A 16,196-nucleotide genomic window follows, 5' to 3' on the forward strand; every position below is an offset into this window, starting at 1 on the left:
CCAGCCCCCCGTCCCCTGGCGGTATGCCGCCCCCACTTCCGGCACCCCCACCCACCCGGACACCGCCGTCGCCCCATCGGGCAACGCCGCCGGAGCCACCACCGCCCCGAAGTTCTCCCGCTTCTCCTCCAGTCTCACCGCCTCCGCCGTCGTCTCCGTGGCCGGGGCCGTCGTCTCCTGCGTCGCCGCCATCAGCGGCGTGAGCACACACACCAGCATCAGTCGCGTCATAGGCCGCCCACTCTGGCGCCTCGCCCCCGGCCCGTCGAGCGTTTCCTCGTCCCTCCCCCTGACGCTTACCCAACAATTTCAAGCCCTTGGCTTCCTGTTTCGTGTTCCCCGACTGGTATGACGGGGAGCACTCTCGTTTCGTGGTAGTCTTCTTTCTCGGAAAGTTATATTTCTTCACCCGTAGTGGATGCCCGGTTTCTCCCAGGATCGCCGCTCCAGGGGTTCTCCATGGCCGACAGCCCGCACCGCGCCACCATCCTCGAGCCCGCACCTTCGTCCGTCTCCGCCGACGTCAGTCCCCGGCGGCGCTCCACCCGTTTCCGCCCTCGCGTCCTGCTCGTCGAGCCCGACAAGGACACGCGCTCCTCCCTCGCCCTGGGCCTCGTCGGCGCCGGCTTCGAGGTGCTCGCCGCCCCCTCCATCGAGGACGTCCTCGGAGAGCTGGGTGAGGGCCGCCCGTTGCCCCACCTCGTCATCGTCCCCGCCGCGCCCAACGGGGACGGACTGGACGGCTTCACCTTCTGCGAGCGGCTGCGCGCCGACGCCCGCACCGAGCATCTCCCGGTGTATCTCCTCTCGCGCCGCGAGGAGCCCCACCACCGCTCGCGCGCCGAGGCCGTGCGCGCCGATGACTACCTCCTCCAGCCCCTGCCTCCGCAGGTGGTGGTGTCCCTGGCCCGCATGAAGGCCGGCCGCAGCGCCTTCGCCCCCGCCTACGAGGCCCATACCGTCCGCATGCCCCTGGCCCAGGTGCTCCATGCCCTGCTGTGTGGCTCGCGCTCCGGCCGCATCGAGCTGCGCGACAACGAGGGCTGGCTCTCCTTCCACGAGGGCCACGTGGTGGACGCGTCCTTCGAGGGCGAGCGTGGCCTTACCGCCATCCGCCGCATGCTCTTCTTCGGCTCGGGCGCCTACGCCGTCTCCTTCGCCGAGGTGCTCGCCGAGGGGAAGCTCCTGCTCAACCTGAAGATCTACGCCTCGCTGCTGATGCCCGCCGCCGAGCGTTTCGCCGCCCTGTGCGCCCTGGGCATCCCCCTGTCCGCCCGGCTCGTGGTGGACTTCAAGCGGCTGGCGGACGTCCTCAAGTCCCTGCCCGATGACGTGGGCCAGGTCCTCCGCCTCTTCGATGGCCAGCGCACCGTGCACACCGCCTTGCTGGAGTGCCGCATGCCCGAGGTCACCACCCTGGAGGTGGTGACGTGCCTCTACGCCCAGGGTGTGCTGGTGCCCGCCAACCTCATCGCCGAGCGCGAGACGGTGCCCCAGTCCATTCCGCCCTTCTTCGAGCCGGTGCTCTCCCCGGAGGCCCCCCGGGAAGAGGACGAGCCCTTCTCCGAGGCGTTCGAGACGCCGGGTTCCTCCCGGGCGGCCTGAGGCGGGCCTGGACCGGCCCCACGCCGGAGGTTAGAAGACGCGCCATGTCCGGTCACAATCGGTGGTCGAAGCTCAAGCGGTACAAGGCCGTGATGGGCGCGAGCAAGGGCAAGCTCTACAGCAAGCTCATCAAGGAGCTCACCGTCGCGGCTCGGTTGGGGGGCGGGAGCCCGGACAACAATGCCCGGTTGCGCGTGGCCATCCTCGCGGCCCGCGAGGCCAACATGCCCAACGACAACATCCAGCGCGCCATCAAGAAGGGCACTGGCGAGCTGGAGGGCGAGAGCTACGAGGAGATCGTCTACGAGGGCTATGGCCCCGGCGGCGTGGCCATGCTCGTGGAGTGCCTCACCGACAACCGCAATCGCACCGCCAGCGACATGCGCTCCATGTTCTCCAAGGAGGACGGCAACCTGGGCGCCGAAGGCTCGGTGAACTGGATGTTCCACAAGAAGGGCCTCATCACCGTGAAGCCCGGCCCCTCCGAGGACGAAGTGATGGAGAAGGCCATCGAGGCCGGCGCCGAGGACGTCATCAACCACGGCGCCGAGGGCTTCGAGGTGCGCACTGCTCCGGCGGATCTGCACGCCGTGGCCTCCAGCCTGGAGCAGTCCGGCCTGAAGCTGGGCGAGCAGAAGTGGACGTACTTCCCGCAGAACACCGTCCGCGTCGAGGGCGACAACGCGAAGAAGCTGCTCAAGCTGATGGAGTTGCTCGAGGACAACGACGACGTGCAGAACGTGCACGCCAACTTCGAGATGGACGAGTCGCTCATGGAGTCGCTCTCCGCGTAGTGGGGGAGACGGGCACATCGACACGGGGGCGGCCCGCGCGTTATAGGGCAGGCTGAACCCCTGTTCCGTTGTCCCCGGAGAGGAATTTGCGCGTCCTAGGCATCGACCCCGGCAGCCGCTTCATGGGGTATGGCGTGGTGGAGGAGCGGCGAGGCCGGCTGGTCCACGTGGGCCATGGCGTCATCAAGGTGGATCCCGACGCTCCCCTGGAGTTGCGGCTCAAGGAGCTGCACGGCGGGCTGCTGACGGCCGTGAAGCTCTACAAGCCCCAGGTGGCGGCGGTGGAGGGCGTCTTCACCTTCCGCAACGCGCGCAGTGCCCTCATCCTCGGGCACGCCCGCGGGGTGGCGCTGCTGGCCGCCGCCCAGGCCGGGCTCTCCGTGCACGAGTACCCGCCCGCCCGGGTGAAGCGCGCGGTGGGCGCCGGTGGCGCCGCCGGCAAGGACGCGGTGGCGCGCATGGTATGTACCTTCCTCCAGGTCGAGGTATTGGAGCGCGCGGATGCCAGTGACGCACTGGCGGTGGCGATCTGCCACCTCAACCAGGGCCGGTCCGGCGTTCCCGTGTCGGGCGCCAGGCCCTCGAAGACGCGCCGCAAGTCGGCGCAGGCGCAGCTCGCGGACAAGCTGACGCCGTCCTACAGGAGGCCGGAAGCGCGATGATCGCGGCACTGCGTGGCAACGTTCTGGAGAAGAGCCTCGAGGAGGCCACCATCGACGTGGGGGGAGTGGGCTACCGCGTGTTCTTCTCCTCGCTCACGCTGGGGCGGCTGCCCGCGGAGGGCCAGCCCGTGCAGGTGCGCGTGCGCACCGTGGTGCGCGAGGACGCCTTCGAGCTGTTCGGCTTCCTCAGCCGCTCCGAGGAGGAGTTGTTCCTCCTGCTCAACTCGGTGTCCCACGTGGGGCCGAGGCTCGCGCTGGCGGTGCTCTCCGGCATGGAGGTGCCGGAGTTGGTGGCCGCGCTGGGCCGGGGCGAGGTGGCGCGCCTCACGAAGATTCACGGGGTGGGGAAGAAGACCGCCGAGCGGCTCGTGCTGGAGCTCAAGGACAAGGTGAAGACGCTGCACCTGGAGCAGGTGGCCGCCCAGGCGAAGCCCGCCGCTCCCGAGTCCGCGCAGATGGCGGATCTCGTCTCGGCGCTCATCAACCTCGGCTACAAGCAGCCGCAGGCGGAGAAGGCCGCGGAGTCCGCCAGCGAGCGGCTCGGCGCCGAGGCCGCCTTCCAGGCCCTCTTCCGCGAGGCCCTCAAGGCCCTGCGCTCCAGCGCCTAGGGAATACCTACCGGGGGTCGCCGCCCTCCTCTCCTACCGCCATGGTCGTCACGCGGTCGGAGGGCTTGGGCTTGTCGGGCTTGCTCGCCTGCTTGTCGTCGGGCTTCTTGCGCTTGGGCAGCTCGAACTTGATGAAGGGCAGGCCCTTCTTCGTCTTCGTCACGACGTCCTCCTCGCGTGTCCATCTTCAAGGTGTGCACGGCTTGGAGCACCTATGTGTCCACGACCCGGGGGGAGTGCTTGAGGATCGGCGTTTTTGGCGCGGCGGCGGATGTGCAATGCAAGGCAGTGGCCCGCGAGGCCTCGGTGCTGGGCGCGGATACGGTGTTCATCGAGCCCGATGCGCTCGATCGGGGCCTGCCCTTGTCCATGCTCGACGGGCGGACCTTCTATCGGGGCGAGCCGGTGGACGACGTCCGGGGCTTCTACCTGCGCTCCATCCCCGCCCCCTATGCCCCCTCCATGGAGCGCGATGGCGAGCTCGTGCTCTACGAGGACTGGTTCACCACCTTCATGCACACGCGCGAGCGGGCCTCGTACTTCGTGGCGTGGTTGCTCCAGCTCGCCCACCGGGGCGCCACGCTGGTCAACGCCCCGCACGCCGCGAGCGTCATGCAATACAAGCCCTTCCAGCTCCACGCGCTGCGGAGCGTCGGGGCCCGGGTGCCGCGCACGCTCATCTCCAACGATCCGGCCGCCATCCGCGCCTTCCACGCCGAGGTGAAGGACGTCATCTTCAAGCCCATCATGGGCGGGGCCATCACCCGGGTGCTGGATGACGAGGCGCTCGAGCGGCTCGAGGACGTCACCGCCTCGCCCGTCATCTTCCAGGAGCGCGCCCCGGGAGAGGATCTGCGCATCATGCTGGTGGGGGACGAGATCGTCTCCTCGGTGGCCATCGACACGCCGGAGCAGCACCTCGACTTCCGGGCGGACCCCGTCTACAGCGGGGGAGGGGCCTCCTACCGCGAGGTCCAGCTCCCCGAGACCGTCCAGCGCTTCTGCCGGGAGGCCGCGCGTGCGTGCGGCCTCACCTTCGCGGGCATCGACATCAAGCACCAGGGCGACGAGTGGGTGTTCCTCGAGCTCAACAGCTCACCCATCTACCTGGACGTCGAGTTGAAGCTGGGGCACCCCATCAGCCACGCCATCGCCCGGCGCGTGGTGGAAGGAGCGCGCGGTCAGAAGTAGGTGACGGCCACCGGGGGCTCCGGCGCCTCGTCCGGGATGCCCTCGCGCTTGCGCTGGCAGGCCGCGCAGCACTCGGCCCAGGGCACGAGCTGCAGGCGCTCGAGCAGGATGGCGGTGCCACAGTCCTCGCACTGGCCGTACGTCGTGGGGGTCGCGGCCAGCTTCTGGAGCGCCCGCTGCACCCGCGGGAGGAGCACCGGATCCCTCTCCTCGCCGGACTCCGCCGCGTCCCGGAGTTGCTGCTGTTGCTCCTCGTCGATCGTCGACAGGACCCAGTCGGGCGGCTCCTGGCCGGACAGGACGAAGTGCAGCACGTGGAGCTGGTGCTCGGCCTCGCGGCGCTGGGCCTCTCGGCGCATGTTCACCAGCGCCGGGGTCTCCATCAGGCGCGACAGACGCTTCTGGACCTCCCGCCGCATCCCGGCGTCCCGGGTGATGACGTCGATGTAGGCCTCGGGGCTGAATCCCTGGGGCTGGCAGATCTGCTGGAGCACGCGCTCGAAGACGGGCTCGATGCCGACCGTGGCGGCGGTGGGAATCCATCCAGTGGACGATGCCAGCGCATCGAGCGTGGAGAGGACCGTCCGGTGGATGTCCGGCCACGGGGGTGGGGGGCCTTCTTTGGAACCGATCGTCATGCCTGGGGACATCTAATCACACGGGGCCCGGGGACACACCGGCCTGGCCGTTCAGTGAGCCGGTTCCGGGGAGAGCGCCCGGGTCCGGAGGTCCTTCCAGACGGGGACGAAGTCGCACGTCGGGTAGAACTCCGTGTGGAACGCGCCCCACGCGCTGCGTTCGATGGCCAGGTTCACGACTGGTCGTGGCGCAGGAAGATGGTGAGCAGGATGGCATCGGAGCCAGCCGCCGGGGCCAGGGGGGGCGGGGCAGGGGAGGCGGGTGGCGCGGGAGGGGGCGCGTGGCTCGGCCGGAACAGGGCGCAGCCGGAGGCCAGCAGGGCCAGGGAGACGAGCGCGGCGGCGAGCGGGGCGCGGGAATGGATCATGGCGGGGACCGTATCAAGCGGGGGGCTGTTCACTCCGCTTGAATCCAGGGCATGTCCGGGGCCAGATAGGGACCAGGGTGTACTGCCAGGAGGGCTCTGGGATGTCCGGTGCTTCGCGGTGGTGGGAGAGCGCGCGGGAGTGGGTGGGGAAGTTGCCTTCGGGTCTGTCCGGCCAGGTGACGGTGGACGTGGCCCGGAAGCGGCTGCGGTTGTCGCACGCCCGGGTGGAGGCCCTCGCGCGCAGGGCGCTGAAGGACGTGAAGGCGCTCTCGGTGGGCGAGTGGGCGTACGGGCCCCGGACCTACGACGTGAGGTTGGAGGTCTCCGGCTGGAAGCTGCGCGTGGAGGTGACCCCCGAGCGGCTGGAGCTCGCCTCGGGCCGCTACCACCTGACGCTGCTCACGCCGGGCCGGGTGGACCTGGAGGAGTCCCGGGCGGCCTCGGTGCTGGTTCAGGGCGTGTTGCGCGTGGGCGGAGGCAAGGCCGCGCTGCGCACCGTGCTGGATCAGGTGATGCCCGAGGGGCTGAGCTGGGACGGGCAGCGCCTCAGGGTGTCCGGGGCACTGCCGAAGGAGGGGGCGGTGCCGGCGCGGCTCTTCGAGTCCTCCTCGCTAGCGGTGAACGCCGAGCACGACATCGAGGGTGTGTGGCTGTCGGCCGAGGCGTGGCCCGGGCTGGTGGACCTGATGCAGGCCGCGCTCAGCGTGGACCTGCCGCGCAAGCCGCCGGGAACCTGAGCGGCCGGACGCTCGTTCAGGCTTCCTCGTCAGGCAGAAGCGAGAGAAGCAGCTCATCGTCAGGTCCGAGCGGACGCCACCCGGGTGGTGGTGGCGTAGCGAGGAGACACGTCCTGACCTGTCTGGCACGTTCCTTGTGGGTTTCTGGGGTGAACGCAATCCACGCGCCGAGTGCATGGGCGACATTGAACCGGTTTGCGTGGTCCAGCACGGCCGGCCAGCCATTCGGGAGGTGTTCAGACAGTTCGCGCACGAGTTGGCTGCGCACCAACCGTGTGACCCGATGACTCCGCTCCGCCTCGGCGAGCAGTCCGCTGAACACCTGCACTCCGGCGACGTCGTCCGGACCAAGCTCCTCGGCCAGCGCCACCAGCGAGGCGGTCGGGCGCGCCTCGGCGAAGGAGGTGAGCGAATCGTAGCCGCGCTCGCGGACCCGCTCGTACAGGCGCACCTTCACGTTGCCTTGCCAGGCACGACCGTCGCTCATGGTCCCCTCCAGGGGGTGAAGCTCATCGGGATCCTGTACAGCTTCATACGCTCGGCAACGATCTTCAGGACCTCGTTTCGCGTCAACATCTGGCCGACCGTTGTCTCGGCTTCGAGCAGTGTCTCCATGATCATCCGGTTCCACTCACCGGGCCATGTGCGTCCCAGCCTCCAGTCGCCTCCACCGTGAATGGCCTCGTGGTGAGCCCGCTCCAGCCTGACGCAGAACTCGTCGATGTCCATCTCGCCGGTGAAGCCGCGCTTCTCGAACCACTCGCGGAACTCTTTCGGCATGACGTGGTGCCGTGGTGGCTCTGCCATGCCGGCTCCCGCTTTGCCCGTCACGTGCATGCCCCGCACCTCGGGCCCATCGCCGAGCGCCTCGCGCACGCCCCTGGGAAGCTCTCCGTGCGCCTCGGCCATCATCACCTGGCCGGCCTGAATCCGAACGGCGGCGCTGACGACGGGCACGGAGAGGACGCCTGCCCGCACCAACTGGCGCATCATCTCCACCCACTCGGCGGAGACGACCATCCGCGTGCCCATCATCACGCCGTTGGAGCCCACCATGAAGCCCACGCCGAGTGTGGCGGGACCGGCTCGCGGCAGCAGCCGGGGCAGTGAGAATTTCAGCGCGGACACCAGGGTGAGCGCCTCCATGGCCTCCTTCAGCGCTAGCGCCTTCTGGAGGACTTCCGCCCCCTTGCGTATGCCCTCACGGAGTGCGGCGAACTCGCTGGTGAGGTGGCCTACCAGAGCGGGGACGTCTTGCGCCGCTGCCTCCACCTGCTCTGGCTCCAACGACGAGAGCGCCGTCAGGGTGGGCTCGAGCATCTTCTGGACGCGGTCCATGTTCATGAACAGCGACTCCACACTCTGGAGGTGCCGGGAGAGCGCGGCGTCGGTGAGGTTGAGGAAGTCAAACCACACGGCCAGTAGGAGGGAGCCCATCATGGCTGCCTCCAATCGTGGGCCTGCGAGGCGCAGCAGGGCGAGCTGCGTGTCCGGGTCTTCCACCTCCGAGGCGGCGATGGCCAGCCGGGTGGCGGCCGCGAGCTCGGCGTCAATCCATCGCTGTTGACGTTCGCCGTAGTCGACGTAGCGGACGAAGATGTCGTTGCCCGCGCTGGCGATGCCCGGGGAGCTGGCCTTGAGCCTGGAGAGCTCGCGGGAGACGTGGCGCGAGGAGGTGGACACCTCGTTCACGGCACCGAGAAACGCCACGTGGGCCGCGAGGGTGCTCGACCTTGCATCCCTTTCAACCCTGCCAGGGCCCACCGCACGCCCCGTGGCCTCACGCGGCGTGTAGTGCAGGCTCATCCCCCGGCCGGGCGGTGGCCCCAGCGACGCACAGGCGTTGGACAGCAGGGCCAGGGCGAGCAACAGCCCCGTTCCCCTTGCCCCGGGCGAGTCAGCGCGCATTGCCCACCCCCAGGCTCATGGAAGCGAAGGCCTCTGGGCACGGCGTGCCTTCGAGTAGCGGTGCTGGACGGGAGCTCAGAAGCCGACGACGGTGATGCAGTCGTCCAGGCACTGCTTCATGGTTTCGGAGCAGGTCCGGCCCTTGACGCACTGCGAGCACTCCTGCGCCTGGGCCGAGAAGTCCTTGTCCTTCTTGACCTTCTGCTCGCACGTGTCCGTGCACTTCGCCACGTCGAGGCCGGAGGACACGCACTCCTGCTTCTTCTCGCACGCGACACGGCACTCGCTCTTGCAACCGGCCAGGGTCATCGCCAGGCCCAGGGCCGCCACTGCCATCACAATCCGGTTCTTCATCGGCTCCTCCAATGCGGCGCATCATGCACGGAGATGGGGGCCGTGCGAAGAAACTGTGGGTCCCTCCTCAGGGCCCCTTCGCCTTGCGCGCCGGGATGAACTCCTCCCGCACGGCCTTCGCCAACAGGTCCGGCGGCAGCAGTCCCTGGCCGAGGATGAAGTTGTTGAAGGCCAGGCGGTCGAACTTCGAGCCGAGGGCAATCTCGGTCTCGGCGCGCAGCTCCAGGAGCCGGGTGTAGCCGTAGAAGTAGCTGCCCGCCTGCCCCGGGCTGCGGAAGGTGTAGCGATCCAGCTCCTGGCGGGCCAGGGGCGCGGAGAGTCCCACCTCCTCGGTGAGGATGCGGCTGGCCTCCTCGCGTGAGATCTGCCCCAGGTTGAGCATGGGATCGAGCATGGCCCGCGCCGCGCGCACCAGCCGGAACTGCAGCGCGATGAACTGGCCGTCAATGGGCTCGTAGGGAACCATCTCGGCCTCGGCGTAGAGCGCCCAGCCCTCGATGTTGACGGAGTTGAAGGCGAACAGGCTCCGCGCGAGCGACACGCCTCGCTCGACCATGGCCGAGAACTGCAGCTCGTGGCCGGGCCGGCCCTCGTGGGCTGCGAGGGACCAGGCCGCCGCGCCGAAGGTGAAGTCATCGTAGGCCTCTCCCTTTCCCCCGGCCGCCGCTCTGCCCAGGGAGAGCACGAATTGACCCCGCTGCCCGGTGTTGCCGGCCAGCGCGGGCGGATCCAGATGCGGCGCGGGCTTCGCGGCGCTCTCCGCCTCCGAGGCCACGCGCATCTGCATCGGGTGCTTCGGGAGCTCCACCACCCGGTGCTTCGCGATCAGCCGGTCCATCTCCCCGATGACCTTGCGGTAATGCCCCTCGACGCGGTCACGGCCGAGCTGCTCCTTCTTCAACGCGCGCAGCACGCCCCGGTAGTCCGTGACCTGGAAGCCCCGGGCCTTCGCCACGAGGGGCGCCGTCGCCTCCATCTGCGCGCGGATCTCCAGGAACTCGAATTGCGCGCGGCGCACCAGTTGCTCCGGAGGGATGTCGATGCCGTATTCCTTGAGGCCAAAGGCGTAGAGCTCGAGCGGAAGGCGGAAGTCCTCACGTGCCCGGGGCAGCACCACCTCGCGCTGCCAGCGGACATGGTCCGAGAACTGCTGCTCGAGCGCGGCCAGGGCGGGCCCGGCACCGGAAATCTTGTACTCGGTGAACAGCTCCCGGATGCCCTTCACGTAGGTGGGCGCGTTGGCCATCGCCTGCTCCAGCCCGGCCTTCACCGGACCCAGCAGCTGAGGCTGCGACAGCCTCTCTTCGAAACGGGCCCTGGCGAGCACCGTCAGCGGCGTGCTGCCCGGCGCGAGCCCCACGTAGCGTTGCAGGCGGACCAGCGCCCTGGCACGGCGCTCCGGGGCGACGTCCTCCTGCAGCAGGTTCTGCAGGCCCTCGAAGATCGTCTTCGGCGGGTCGGCCCAGTGGAGGAGGTAGCGCTCGTTGAGCGTGGAACCCTGGATGGCGTCCTTCGCGGTGCCGATGAGCAACTGGAGGTCCTGGCGGACGTTGGGGTCCTTCTCCTCGGCGAGACGCTTCTCCAGCTCGGCCTGGGCCTGGGCCAGCGCGGCACGGCTGCGCTCACCCACGCGCGGGCCGAGATCGACCACCTGTTCATCCACGGTGGTGACGCCGAGGGACGACGCCTCCTCCGGGTTGAACCGCGCGAGGGTCTCCAGCAGCACCTGCGCGTGGGCATTGCTGCGCGCCACCCAATCCGTGTCCGGAGTCTTCTGCTGGGCCGGCGCCACGAAGGTGGTGAGGAACAGGGCCAGTCCGGCGAGCCGTCGTGAGTGCATGAGCCTCTCTTCGATTACAGTCCGGCGGTGCACACCATGACGACCGCTCTGCTGCTTTCTGCCCTGCTCGCCACCCTTCCGGCCAGCTCTTCTTCCACCGCCGTGGTCCCGGGACCCCAGGCGCTCACGAAGCTGTGGGAGCAGGTCCACTCCAAGGACCTTCCCCTTCCACCGCTGGTGCGGCACTCCCACGTGGAGAAGCACCTGAAGCGTCTGCGGGAGAAGTCCCCCGACCTCTTCCAGCTCGAGGTGGCGGGGCAGTCGGTGGAGGGGCGCGCCCTCTACCATCTCTCGCTGGGCACCGGCCCCCGGCACGTCCTGCTCTGGTCCCAGATGCACGGAGACGAGCCGACCGCCACCACGGCCCTGCTCGACTTCATCGAGTACCTCCGGACGCACCGTCAGGAGCCCTGGGTCGCGCGAATCCTCTCCGAGCTCACCCTCCACGCCGTGCCGATGCTCAACCCCGATGGCGCCGAGCGCTACCAGCGCCGCAATGCGCAGGGCATCGACATCAACCGGGATGCGCTCGCCCTGCAGACGCCCGAGGCGCGGACCCTCAAGGCGCTCCGGGACAGGCTCCAGCCCTTCATCGGCTTCAACCTGCACAACCAGAGCTGGCGCTACGGGGTGGGCAGTACAGGCCGTCCGGCCTCCATCTCGCTGCTCGCGGCGGCCTTCGACGAGCCCCGGAGCGACAACCCGGGCCGGGTGCTGGCCAAGAAGGTGTGCGCGGTGATTCGCGATGCGCTGGAGCCGATCGCACCCGGACAGGTGGGCCGTTACGACGACTCCTTCGAGGTGCGTGCCTTCGGCGACAACATGACGCGCTGGGGCACGCCCTCCGTCCTCATCGAGACGGGACCGTGGCCCTCGCGCGCCCCGGATGCGCCCCTGATCCAGCTCAACTTCGTCGCGCTCGCCACCGCGCTGGATGCACTCGCGAGCGGGAGGGCCGAGAAGGCGGAGGTGGCGCGCTACGAGTCCATTCCGGAGAACGACACCTCGGGCATCGTCTACCTCATGCTCAAGGGTGTGGGCCTGTTCGGCGCGGACGGAAAGCCCTTCACCGCGGACGTGGGTATTTCCGCCACGCGCGCGGTGCGCGACCACGGCCAGGGGCCCGCGCTCGCCCTCGTGGGCAAGGTGGACGAGCTGGGCGATCTGCGCGTCCTGGGGGCCCTGGAGACCGTGGACGGAAGCGGGCTGTTCGCCGTGCCGCTGTCCGCCACGGCGAAGGAGGGCGACACCCTCCAGCTGGCTCAGCCCAGGCAACACACCGTCCAGACCGGCCAGCCCGCGGAGCTGATGCTGCTCAAGCCCCTGGAGAAGCCCTCCACCTATCGCATCGAGCGCATCATCCGCTTCGAGCGCTGAGGCGGGTGGGGGCACGGCGTGCGCTCGGCTCGCGCACGCCGCGGGGTGTTACGTGAGCGGCCTTACGGGTGCGTCGAGATGTAGATGTGCGAGTTGCACGTGTGATTGCCGGTGGCCACGTCGGTGAAGTCGACCGGGTTGCCGCTCAGGTCCTTCGGATAGCCCGGAGCGGAGGCGGGCGCGCCCGAGTTGTACTGGATGGCGTTACCCACGACCGTGAACGGCCCCGGGGTCGCGCTCAGGGACAGGTTGGCGGCGCAGTAGGCGGGAGCGCCCGTCGGGAACGCCACCGCCAGCTGCAGGGGGGCATTCGCGGGGAGGTTGTACTGCGCGATGAACGTCGCGGTGGAGCGCACGGTCCCGTTGCTCGTCCACACCGCGCCGCCCGAGGACGTCTGCGAGAGGCTCAGGGTGAGCCCGGGCTCGGTGCTCGCGCCCAGCGGGTTGTAGCAAGGCAGGGGGATGCTGACGAACTCGATGATGGAGCAGGACGGGTTGACCTTCTCGATGTCGGTGTTCCAGGTGCCCAGGCCATCCGCGGGATCGATGGTGCCGCCCTGGCGTACGCCCGTGAGCTGGAACGTCGTGGCCGTGGTGGAGAACTGGCGGCTGGTGCTCTGCTCGATCCACAGACCCGTGGACGGGTTGAACCGCCACATCACGGTCCGGCAGCTCCCGTTGAGCACGCAGGCCGGCATGGTGCCGCCGAGGACGGCGGGCACGGGCAGGCGCACGTTCATCGAGGCCCCGGGGGCCAGCGCGAGCGTGTTGCCCAGGCCATCCACGGCCGACAGCGTCACCGCGCCCACGGTCTCGAGCGCCACCGTCTGGCCAGCCGCGTTGCGCGCGGTGAAGTCACCGGGCATGGTGTCCGGGCCGTGCGGCACGATGGAGAACAGCACGCCGCCCGAGGGCAGCGCGCCCGTCGCGGTGCGCAGGGTGTTCGCGAGCACGTCCACGCGGATGCCGGAGCCCGGGTCCTGGACGACGGTGTTGACCGTGGGGCTGATCTGCAGCGTATAGGCCTTGCGGAGCACGTGCACCTGACTGAGCTGGCCCGTCATCTGGAGCTTGTTCACCGGGCCGTAGCCGTCCTTGCGGATGTCGAGCACGTAACCCGTCTGCGCTTCCGTCACCGAGAGGGAGTACGCCCCCGTGCTGCTGGTGATGCGGGTGATGCCATTCACCGTCACGCGGGCATTGGCGATCGGCCGGTTGTTGGCATCGACGACCGTGCCCGAGAAGACCGCGGACAGCGCGGCGGAGCTGGCCTGGAGCTCCTCGGCGGGAAGGGGATCGGTGCCGCCCTCGCCACAGGCGAGGCCAAACAGGACGGGAAGCACCAGCAGGGACGAGCGTCGCATCATCGGGTTCTCCGGGGGGTGGATGCGGCGGGAGTTGCACGGTGCGTACCAGCGCCGTCTTCGCCGTCTTCTCGGAGAGTGTGGCCACACCGTGTTTCCCCGTGCTGTCGACGGTGGAGCAACAAGGAGGGCTCGCGGGTGTGGCTTGCGGAGTTATGGAGCACGCCGCGGGTGGGCGCTATAGGAGGTGCCACATATGGACTGGACGCCATTCATCGTCGCCGGGTTCTTCCTCTCGCTCTATGGCCTTCATTTCTTCTGGGACAGGTGGATGAAGACGGTCCGGCGCCGGAAGCTGGACGTGATGGCGGCGGCGCTCCGCCTCGAGGTGTCGGATCAGGACGTCTCCGACACACAGGGGCGCTACACGGGGCGCTCTCGCGGGAGCCTGGTGAAGCTCCTGGTGGGACCGTTGGGAGGCTGTGACATCCGCATCACCGTGGACGCACCGCTGCCGGCCGGGCTCGTGCTGCGCCGCCCTGGCCCCAGGGGACAGGACATCCAGGTGGGAGTCCCCGAGCTCGACAAGGTCCTCCATGTCCAGAGTTCCCACCCGGCGGGCACCATCCGCTTCTTGCGTGAGCCGGCGCTCCGAGCACCCCTGCGGGAACTCTTCGCGGAGCATCCCGGGGCGAGAATCGCGGGGGGCGAGGTGTACCTCCCGGCGAGCGCCCTGTGGGGGGACGAGCACCTCTCCCTGGCGGCACAGCGGGCCTCGAAGGCTGCCCAGGCACTCGCTGGAGCCTCTCGGGCCCAGGTTTCCGAGTCGGGTCCGGCACCGGGCTGGACGGCGGCCTCGGAAGCGCTCGAGTCCACCGGCTGGGTGCGAGAGACCTACGAGCGGCGGGCGCGCATCTATGGGCTGGGGTTTGGCGCGTTGAGCTTCGTTGCGTTGGGCGCCGCCATCGCCACGACGATGGTCGCTCCCTGGAGCAAGAGCTTCAAGTACCAGTGGTGTTGTGCCTGGATGGCCGTGACGCTGTTCTCGTGGTGGTTCGCTGCCCGTGTCACGCAGTGCCCGGCCTGCTCGGGGACACCGAAGACCCTCGCCGAGGGGGGGAAGGACAGGCACGTGCCGTTCAGCAGCCCGGTGGCCTGCGAAGACTGTGGCGTCCAACTCCGGTGAGACCGGCGGTCCTCTGCCCCTGGACTCCGGGACCCCGTCAGACTCCGGGGTCCCGGGTGGAGCAACTCAGGTGCGCACGAAGGCGCTCGCGTCGGGGAGCCCGCTGCCCGAGGTGTCGACGCCCAGGGCGGTGAGGATTCCCGAGTAGATGTCGGGCTCGTTCGTCGTCATCTTGCCGGGCTCGGGCGCTCCGGTGCGCGGGTCGAAGCCGTAGGTCAGCCCGGTGAGCGGGTCCATGCCTCCCAGCACCGTGTTGCCCTTGAGCATCGGGGAGAGCATCAGGAAGCCGTTGTTGAGGTCATGCCCCGAGCTGAACTCCACCGCGTCGTTGGGCCGATTGCGCGTCCGGCCGAACTCGGTCGCCACGTAGATCAACGTGCGGTCCCACATGCTCTCGCCGCTCGTCTCATCGAAGGGCTCCGCCTTGAGCAGATCGATGAGCTTGTCCACCACGCCCATCACCCGTGACCACATGAAGGCCTGGCCGGAGCGGTGCTCGGTGTGGCTGAAGTCGAAGGCCAGGGGCGGGCTGGCGATGAACTGCTCGCGCGTGCTGCCCACCGCCACGTTGAAGGACGGGCCCAGCGTCACCGTCACCGACACCCGGTACTTGAGCAGCAGGAAGGCCAGGGCCGCCTGGCTCTGCACGGGATCGGTCATGTAGTCCGGGAAGAGCGCGCGCAGCCGCTCCCCATCGGGAGAGCTGGACAGGCCGTACTCGGAGAGCGGAATCGCCGGCGGCTGGTTGGGCAGCACGTTGAGGCGGTTGATGAGGTCCCTCGCCTCCAGCGCGGGCTGCCCCACGATGCGCTGCTCGTTCCAGCGCTGGAGCGCCGGTGCGTTCTCGAAGGTCTTCCCGAAGACGGACCGGGAGTCGAGCGTGTTGCGCGTGCGCCGGGCCAGCTCCACCACGTCGCGCGGGGGCGCGTCCTTGAGGCCCTTGCTGCCATCGAGCCCCAGCGGCCAGAGCGAGGCGTTGCTCACCACCTCGCCGTAGCAGTACGAGGGCAGCGAGTGGTCGGTGCCGCGCTCGGAGTAGCCGCCCATGGCCATGTTGACGTTGGGGATGGGGACGCCCGCGCCGTACTGGAGGGCCACGCACTCCTGCAGCGTCCGGCCGCGCCAGACGGCGTTGCCGGTGATGCTGCGCTTCTGCGCGATGACGTGGTTCACCGAGGTGCCCACCGAGGTGGCCACCAGCATGGAGTCCTTGTGCTTGAGCACGAAGGGGAGCTGATCCGTGTTCACCGCCTGGGGGATGTTGCCCAGCCGGGGGCTGCTCACCTTCACGGCGCGGAACGGGGAGCCGTCCACGCCCTGCACCTGCGCGTCGGCGAAGGTGTTGAGCTTCGAGGCGTTGGCACCGGCCTCCGAGGCACGCACCGCCAGGAAGCTGTCGACGATGGAGGCGCCACCGGCGGCGCCCACCACGATGAGGAAGCGGGGCTTGCCATCGAGGCGGTCGCGGCGCGGGCCGCCGAGGCGCTCGAGGGACTCGGGGGTTCGCAGCGAATCACGGCATCCCGTCAGCAGGGAGCCCAGGGTCGTGGAGCCCGCGGCGCACAGAGACAGCGCCTTCAACATCTCCCGGCGCGAGAGCCGGCCATTGTTGCGGAGTGACATG

Annotated in this window: 17 protein-coding genes and 1 pseudogene; 8 read left to right on the forward strand and 10 right to left on the reverse strand. The window is 69.2% G+C overall.

Annotation, left to right across the window (positions count from 1 at the left end; translation table 11 throughout):
• Positions 1-231, reverse strand: a pseudogene (locus tag BO221_RS50270) (hypothetical protein); the annotation flags it as partial.
• A 228-nt stretch (positions 232-459) separates the two neighbouring features.
• Here BO221_RS50270 and BO221_RS50275 point away from each other — a divergent pair.
• From BO221_RS50275 to ruvA, 4 genes are all read left to right on the forward strand, one after another.
• Positions 460-1,605: a response regulator gene (locus tag BO221_RS50275; RefSeq protein ID WP_073568091.1), complete on the forward strand. Its 1,146-nt coding sequence runs from the start codon at positions 460-462 to the stop codon at positions 1,603-1,605.
• 44 nt (positions 1,606-1,649) lie between these two features.
• The gene (locus BO221_RS50280) at positions 1,650-2,399 is read left to right on the forward strand and encodes a YebC/PmpR family DNA-binding transcriptional regulator (protein ID WP_073568092.1); all 750 of its coding nucleotides are present in this window, start codon (positions 1,650-1,652) and stop codon (positions 2,397-2,399) included.
• Positions 2,400-2,485: 86 nt separating this feature from the next.
• Positions 2,486-3,061: a crossover junction endodeoxyribonuclease RuvC gene (gene ruvC / locus BO221_RS50285; protein ID WP_073568093.1), complete on the forward strand. Its 576-nt coding sequence runs from the start codon at positions 2,486-2,488 to the stop codon at positions 3,059-3,061.
• Positions 3,058-3,669, forward strand: coding sequence for a Holliday junction branch migration protein RuvA (ruvA, locus tag BO221_RS50290; RefSeq protein WP_073568094.1), 612 nt, complete (start codon positions 3,058-3,060; stop codon positions 3,667-3,669). The genes ruvC and ruvA overlap by 4 nt, the downstream gene beginning before the upstream one ends.
• A gap of 7 nt (positions 3,670-3,676) precedes the next feature.
• Here ruvA and BO221_RS55260 read toward each other — a convergent pair whose 3' ends face one another.
• Positions 3,677-3,832: a hypothetical protein gene (locus tag BO221_RS55260; protein WP_158080058.1), complete on the reverse strand. Its 156-nt coding sequence runs from the start codon at positions 3,830-3,832 to the stop codon at positions 3,677-3,679.
• 77 nt (positions 3,833-3,909) lie between these two features.
• Here BO221_RS55260 and BO221_RS50295 point away from each other — a divergent pair, with 77 nt between their 5' ends.
• Positions 3,910-4,860, forward strand: coding sequence for a RimK family alpha-L-glutamate ligase (locus tag BO221_RS50295; RefSeq protein WP_233166631.1), 951 nt, complete (start codon positions 3,910-3,912; stop codon positions 4,858-4,860).
• Here BO221_RS50295 and BO221_RS55755 read toward each other — a convergent pair.
• Positions 4,851-5,498 carry a TraR/DksA family transcriptional regulator gene (locus BO221_RS55755; protein WP_073568095.1) on the reverse strand — a complete coding sequence of 216 codons (648 nt, stop codon included), beginning with the start codon at positions 5,496-5,498 and terminating at the stop codon, positions 4,851-4,853. The genes BO221_RS50295 and BO221_RS55755 overlap by 10 nt on opposite strands.
• A 173-nt stretch (positions 5,499-5,671) precedes the next feature.
• On the reverse strand, positions 5,672-5,866 hold the full coding sequence (locus BO221_RS50305; RefSeq protein WP_073568096.1) for a hypothetical protein: 195 nt from the start codon (positions 5,864-5,866) through the stop codon (positions 5,672-5,674).
• A gap of 101 nt (positions 5,867-5,967) precedes the next feature.
• On the opposite strand from BO221_RS50305, the gene BO221_RS50310 reads away from it, so the two are divergent.
• Positions 5,968-6,603 carry an Hsp20/alpha crystallin family protein gene (locus BO221_RS50310; protein WP_073568097.1) on the forward strand — a complete coding sequence of 212 codons (636 nt, stop codon included), beginning with the start codon at positions 5,968-5,970 and terminating at the stop codon, positions 6,601-6,603.
• 16 nt (positions 6,604-6,619) lie between these two features.
• Here BO221_RS50310 and BO221_RS50315 read toward each other — a convergent pair whose 3' ends face one another.
• The 4 genes from BO221_RS50315 to BO221_RS50330 all read right to left on the reverse strand — a co-directional run bounded on the left by BO221_RS50315 (position 6,620) and on the right by BO221_RS50330 (position 10,705).
• Positions 6,620-7,090, reverse strand: coding sequence for an NUDIX hydrolase (locus BO221_RS50315; protein ID WP_073568098.1), 471 nt, complete (start codon positions 7,088-7,090; stop codon positions 6,620-6,622).
• Positions 7,087-8,511: a DUF2380 domain-containing protein gene (locus BO221_RS50320; protein WP_083682746.1), complete on the reverse strand. Its 1,425-nt coding sequence runs from the start codon at positions 8,509-8,511 to the stop codon at positions 7,087-7,089. The genes BO221_RS50315 and BO221_RS50320 overlap by 4 nt, the downstream gene beginning before the upstream one ends.
• A 75-nt stretch (positions 8,512-8,586) precedes the next feature.
• Positions 8,587-8,865 (reverse strand): hypothetical protein, encoded by a 279-nt coding sequence (locus BO221_RS50325; RefSeq protein WP_073568099.1) that lies wholly within the window; start codon positions 8,863-8,865, stop codon positions 8,587-8,589.
• A 67-nt stretch (positions 8,866-8,932) separates the two neighbouring features.
• A complete protein-coding gene (locus tag BO221_RS50330) occupies positions 8,933-10,705 on the reverse strand; it encodes a DUF885 domain-containing protein (protein ID WP_073568100.1) in 1,773 nt (590 codons plus the stop codon).
• 36 nt (positions 10,706-10,741) lie between these two features.
• Here BO221_RS50330 and BO221_RS50335 point away from each other — a divergent pair, with 36 nt between their 5' ends.
• Positions 10,742-12,082 (forward strand): M14 metallopeptidase family protein, encoded by a 1,341-nt coding sequence (locus BO221_RS50335; protein WP_083682761.1) that lies wholly within the window; start codon positions 10,742-10,744, stop codon positions 12,080-12,082.
• Positions 12,083-12,144: 62 nt separating this feature from the next.
• On the opposite strand, the gene BO221_RS50340 is transcribed toward BO221_RS50335, so the two are convergent.
• Entirely contained in the window at positions 12,145-13,449 is a 1,305-nt protein-coding gene (locus tag BO221_RS50340) for a carboxypeptidase-like regulatory domain-containing protein (RefSeq protein WP_233166632.1), read from the reverse strand.
• A 193-nt stretch (positions 13,450-13,642) separates the two neighbouring features.
• On the opposite strand from BO221_RS50340, the gene BO221_RS50345 reads away from it, so the two are divergent.
• On the forward strand, positions 13,643-14,572 hold the full coding sequence (locus BO221_RS50345) for a hypothetical protein (RefSeq protein WP_073568101.1): 930 nt from the start codon (positions 13,643-13,645) through the stop codon (positions 14,570-14,572).
• A gap of 66 nt (positions 14,573-14,638) precedes the next feature.
• Here the strand turns inward: BO221_RS50345 and BO221_RS50350 are convergent, their stop codons facing one another.
• Positions 14,639-16,195, reverse strand: coding sequence for a hypothetical protein (locus BO221_RS50350; protein WP_073568102.1), 1,557 nt, complete (start codon positions 16,193-16,195; stop codon positions 14,639-14,641).
• Position 16,196 lies beyond the last annotated feature (1 nt).

Origin of the sequence: Archangium sp. Cb G35, assembly GCF_001896145.1 — a bacterium.
Taxonomy (GTDB): domain Bacteria; phylum Myxococcota; class Myxococcia; order Myxococcales; family Myxococcaceae; genus Archangium; species Archangium violaceum.

What these genes read in the sequence shown, in the direction of transcription:
- BO221_RS55755 (WP_073568095.1), bottom strand. Translation starts at nt 5,498, where the DNA reads ATGACGATCGGTTCCAAAGAAGGCCCCCCACCCCCGTGGCCGGACATC.
- BO221_RS50345 (WP_073568101.1), top strand. Translation starts at nt 13,643, where the DNA reads ATGGACTGGACGCCATTCATCGTCGCCGGGTTCTTCCTCTCGCTCTAT.
- BO221_RS50305 (WP_073568096.1), bottom strand. Translation starts at nt 5,866, where the DNA reads ATGATCCATTCCCGCGCCCCGCTCGCCGCCGCGCTCGTCTCCCTGGCC.
- BO221_RS50320 (WP_083682746.1), bottom strand. Translation starts at nt 8,511, where the DNA reads ATGCGCGCTGACTCGCCCGGGGCAAGGGGAACGGGGCTGTTGCTCGCC.
- BO221_RS50325 (WP_073568099.1), bottom strand. Translation starts at nt 8,865, where the DNA reads ATGAAGAACCGGATTGTGATGGCAGTGGCGGCCCTGGGCCTGGCGATG.
- BO221_RS50350 (WP_073568102.1), bottom strand. Translation starts at nt 16,195, where the DNA reads ATGTCACTCCGCAACAATGGCCGGCTCTCGCGCCGGGAGATGTTGAAG.
- BO221_RS50335 (WP_083682761.1), top strand. Translation starts at nt 10,742, where the DNA reads ATGACGACCGCTCTGCTGCTTTCTGCCCTGCTCGCCACCCTTCCGGCC.
- BO221_RS50310 (WP_073568097.1), top strand. Translation starts at nt 5,968, where the DNA reads ATGTCCGGTGCTTCGCGGTGGTGGGAGAGCGCGCGGGAGTGGGTGGGG.
- BO221_RS50275 (WP_073568091.1), top strand. Translation starts at nt 460, where the DNA reads ATGGCCGACAGCCCGCACCGCGCCACCATCCTCGAGCCCGCACCTTCG.
- ruvA (WP_073568094.1), top strand. Translation starts at nt 3,058, where the DNA reads ATGATCGCGGCACTGCGTGGCAACGTTCTGGAGAAGAGCCTCGAGGAG.
- BO221_RS50340 (WP_233166632.1), bottom strand. Translation starts at nt 13,449, where the DNA reads ATGATGCGACGCTCGTCCCTGCTGGTGCTTCCCGTCCTGTTTGGCCTC.
- BO221_RS50315 (WP_073568098.1), bottom strand. Translation starts at nt 7,090, where the DNA reads ATGAGCGACGGTCGTGCCTGGCAAGGCAACGTGAAGGTGCGCCTGTAC.
- BO221_RS50330 (WP_073568100.1), bottom strand. Translation starts at nt 10,705, where the DNA reads ATGCACTCACGACGGCTCGCCGGACTGGCCCTGTTCCTCACCACCTTC.
- BO221_RS50280 (WP_073568092.1), top strand. Translation starts at nt 1,650, where the DNA reads ATGTCCGGTCACAATCGGTGGTCGAAGCTCAAGCGGTACAAGGCCGTG.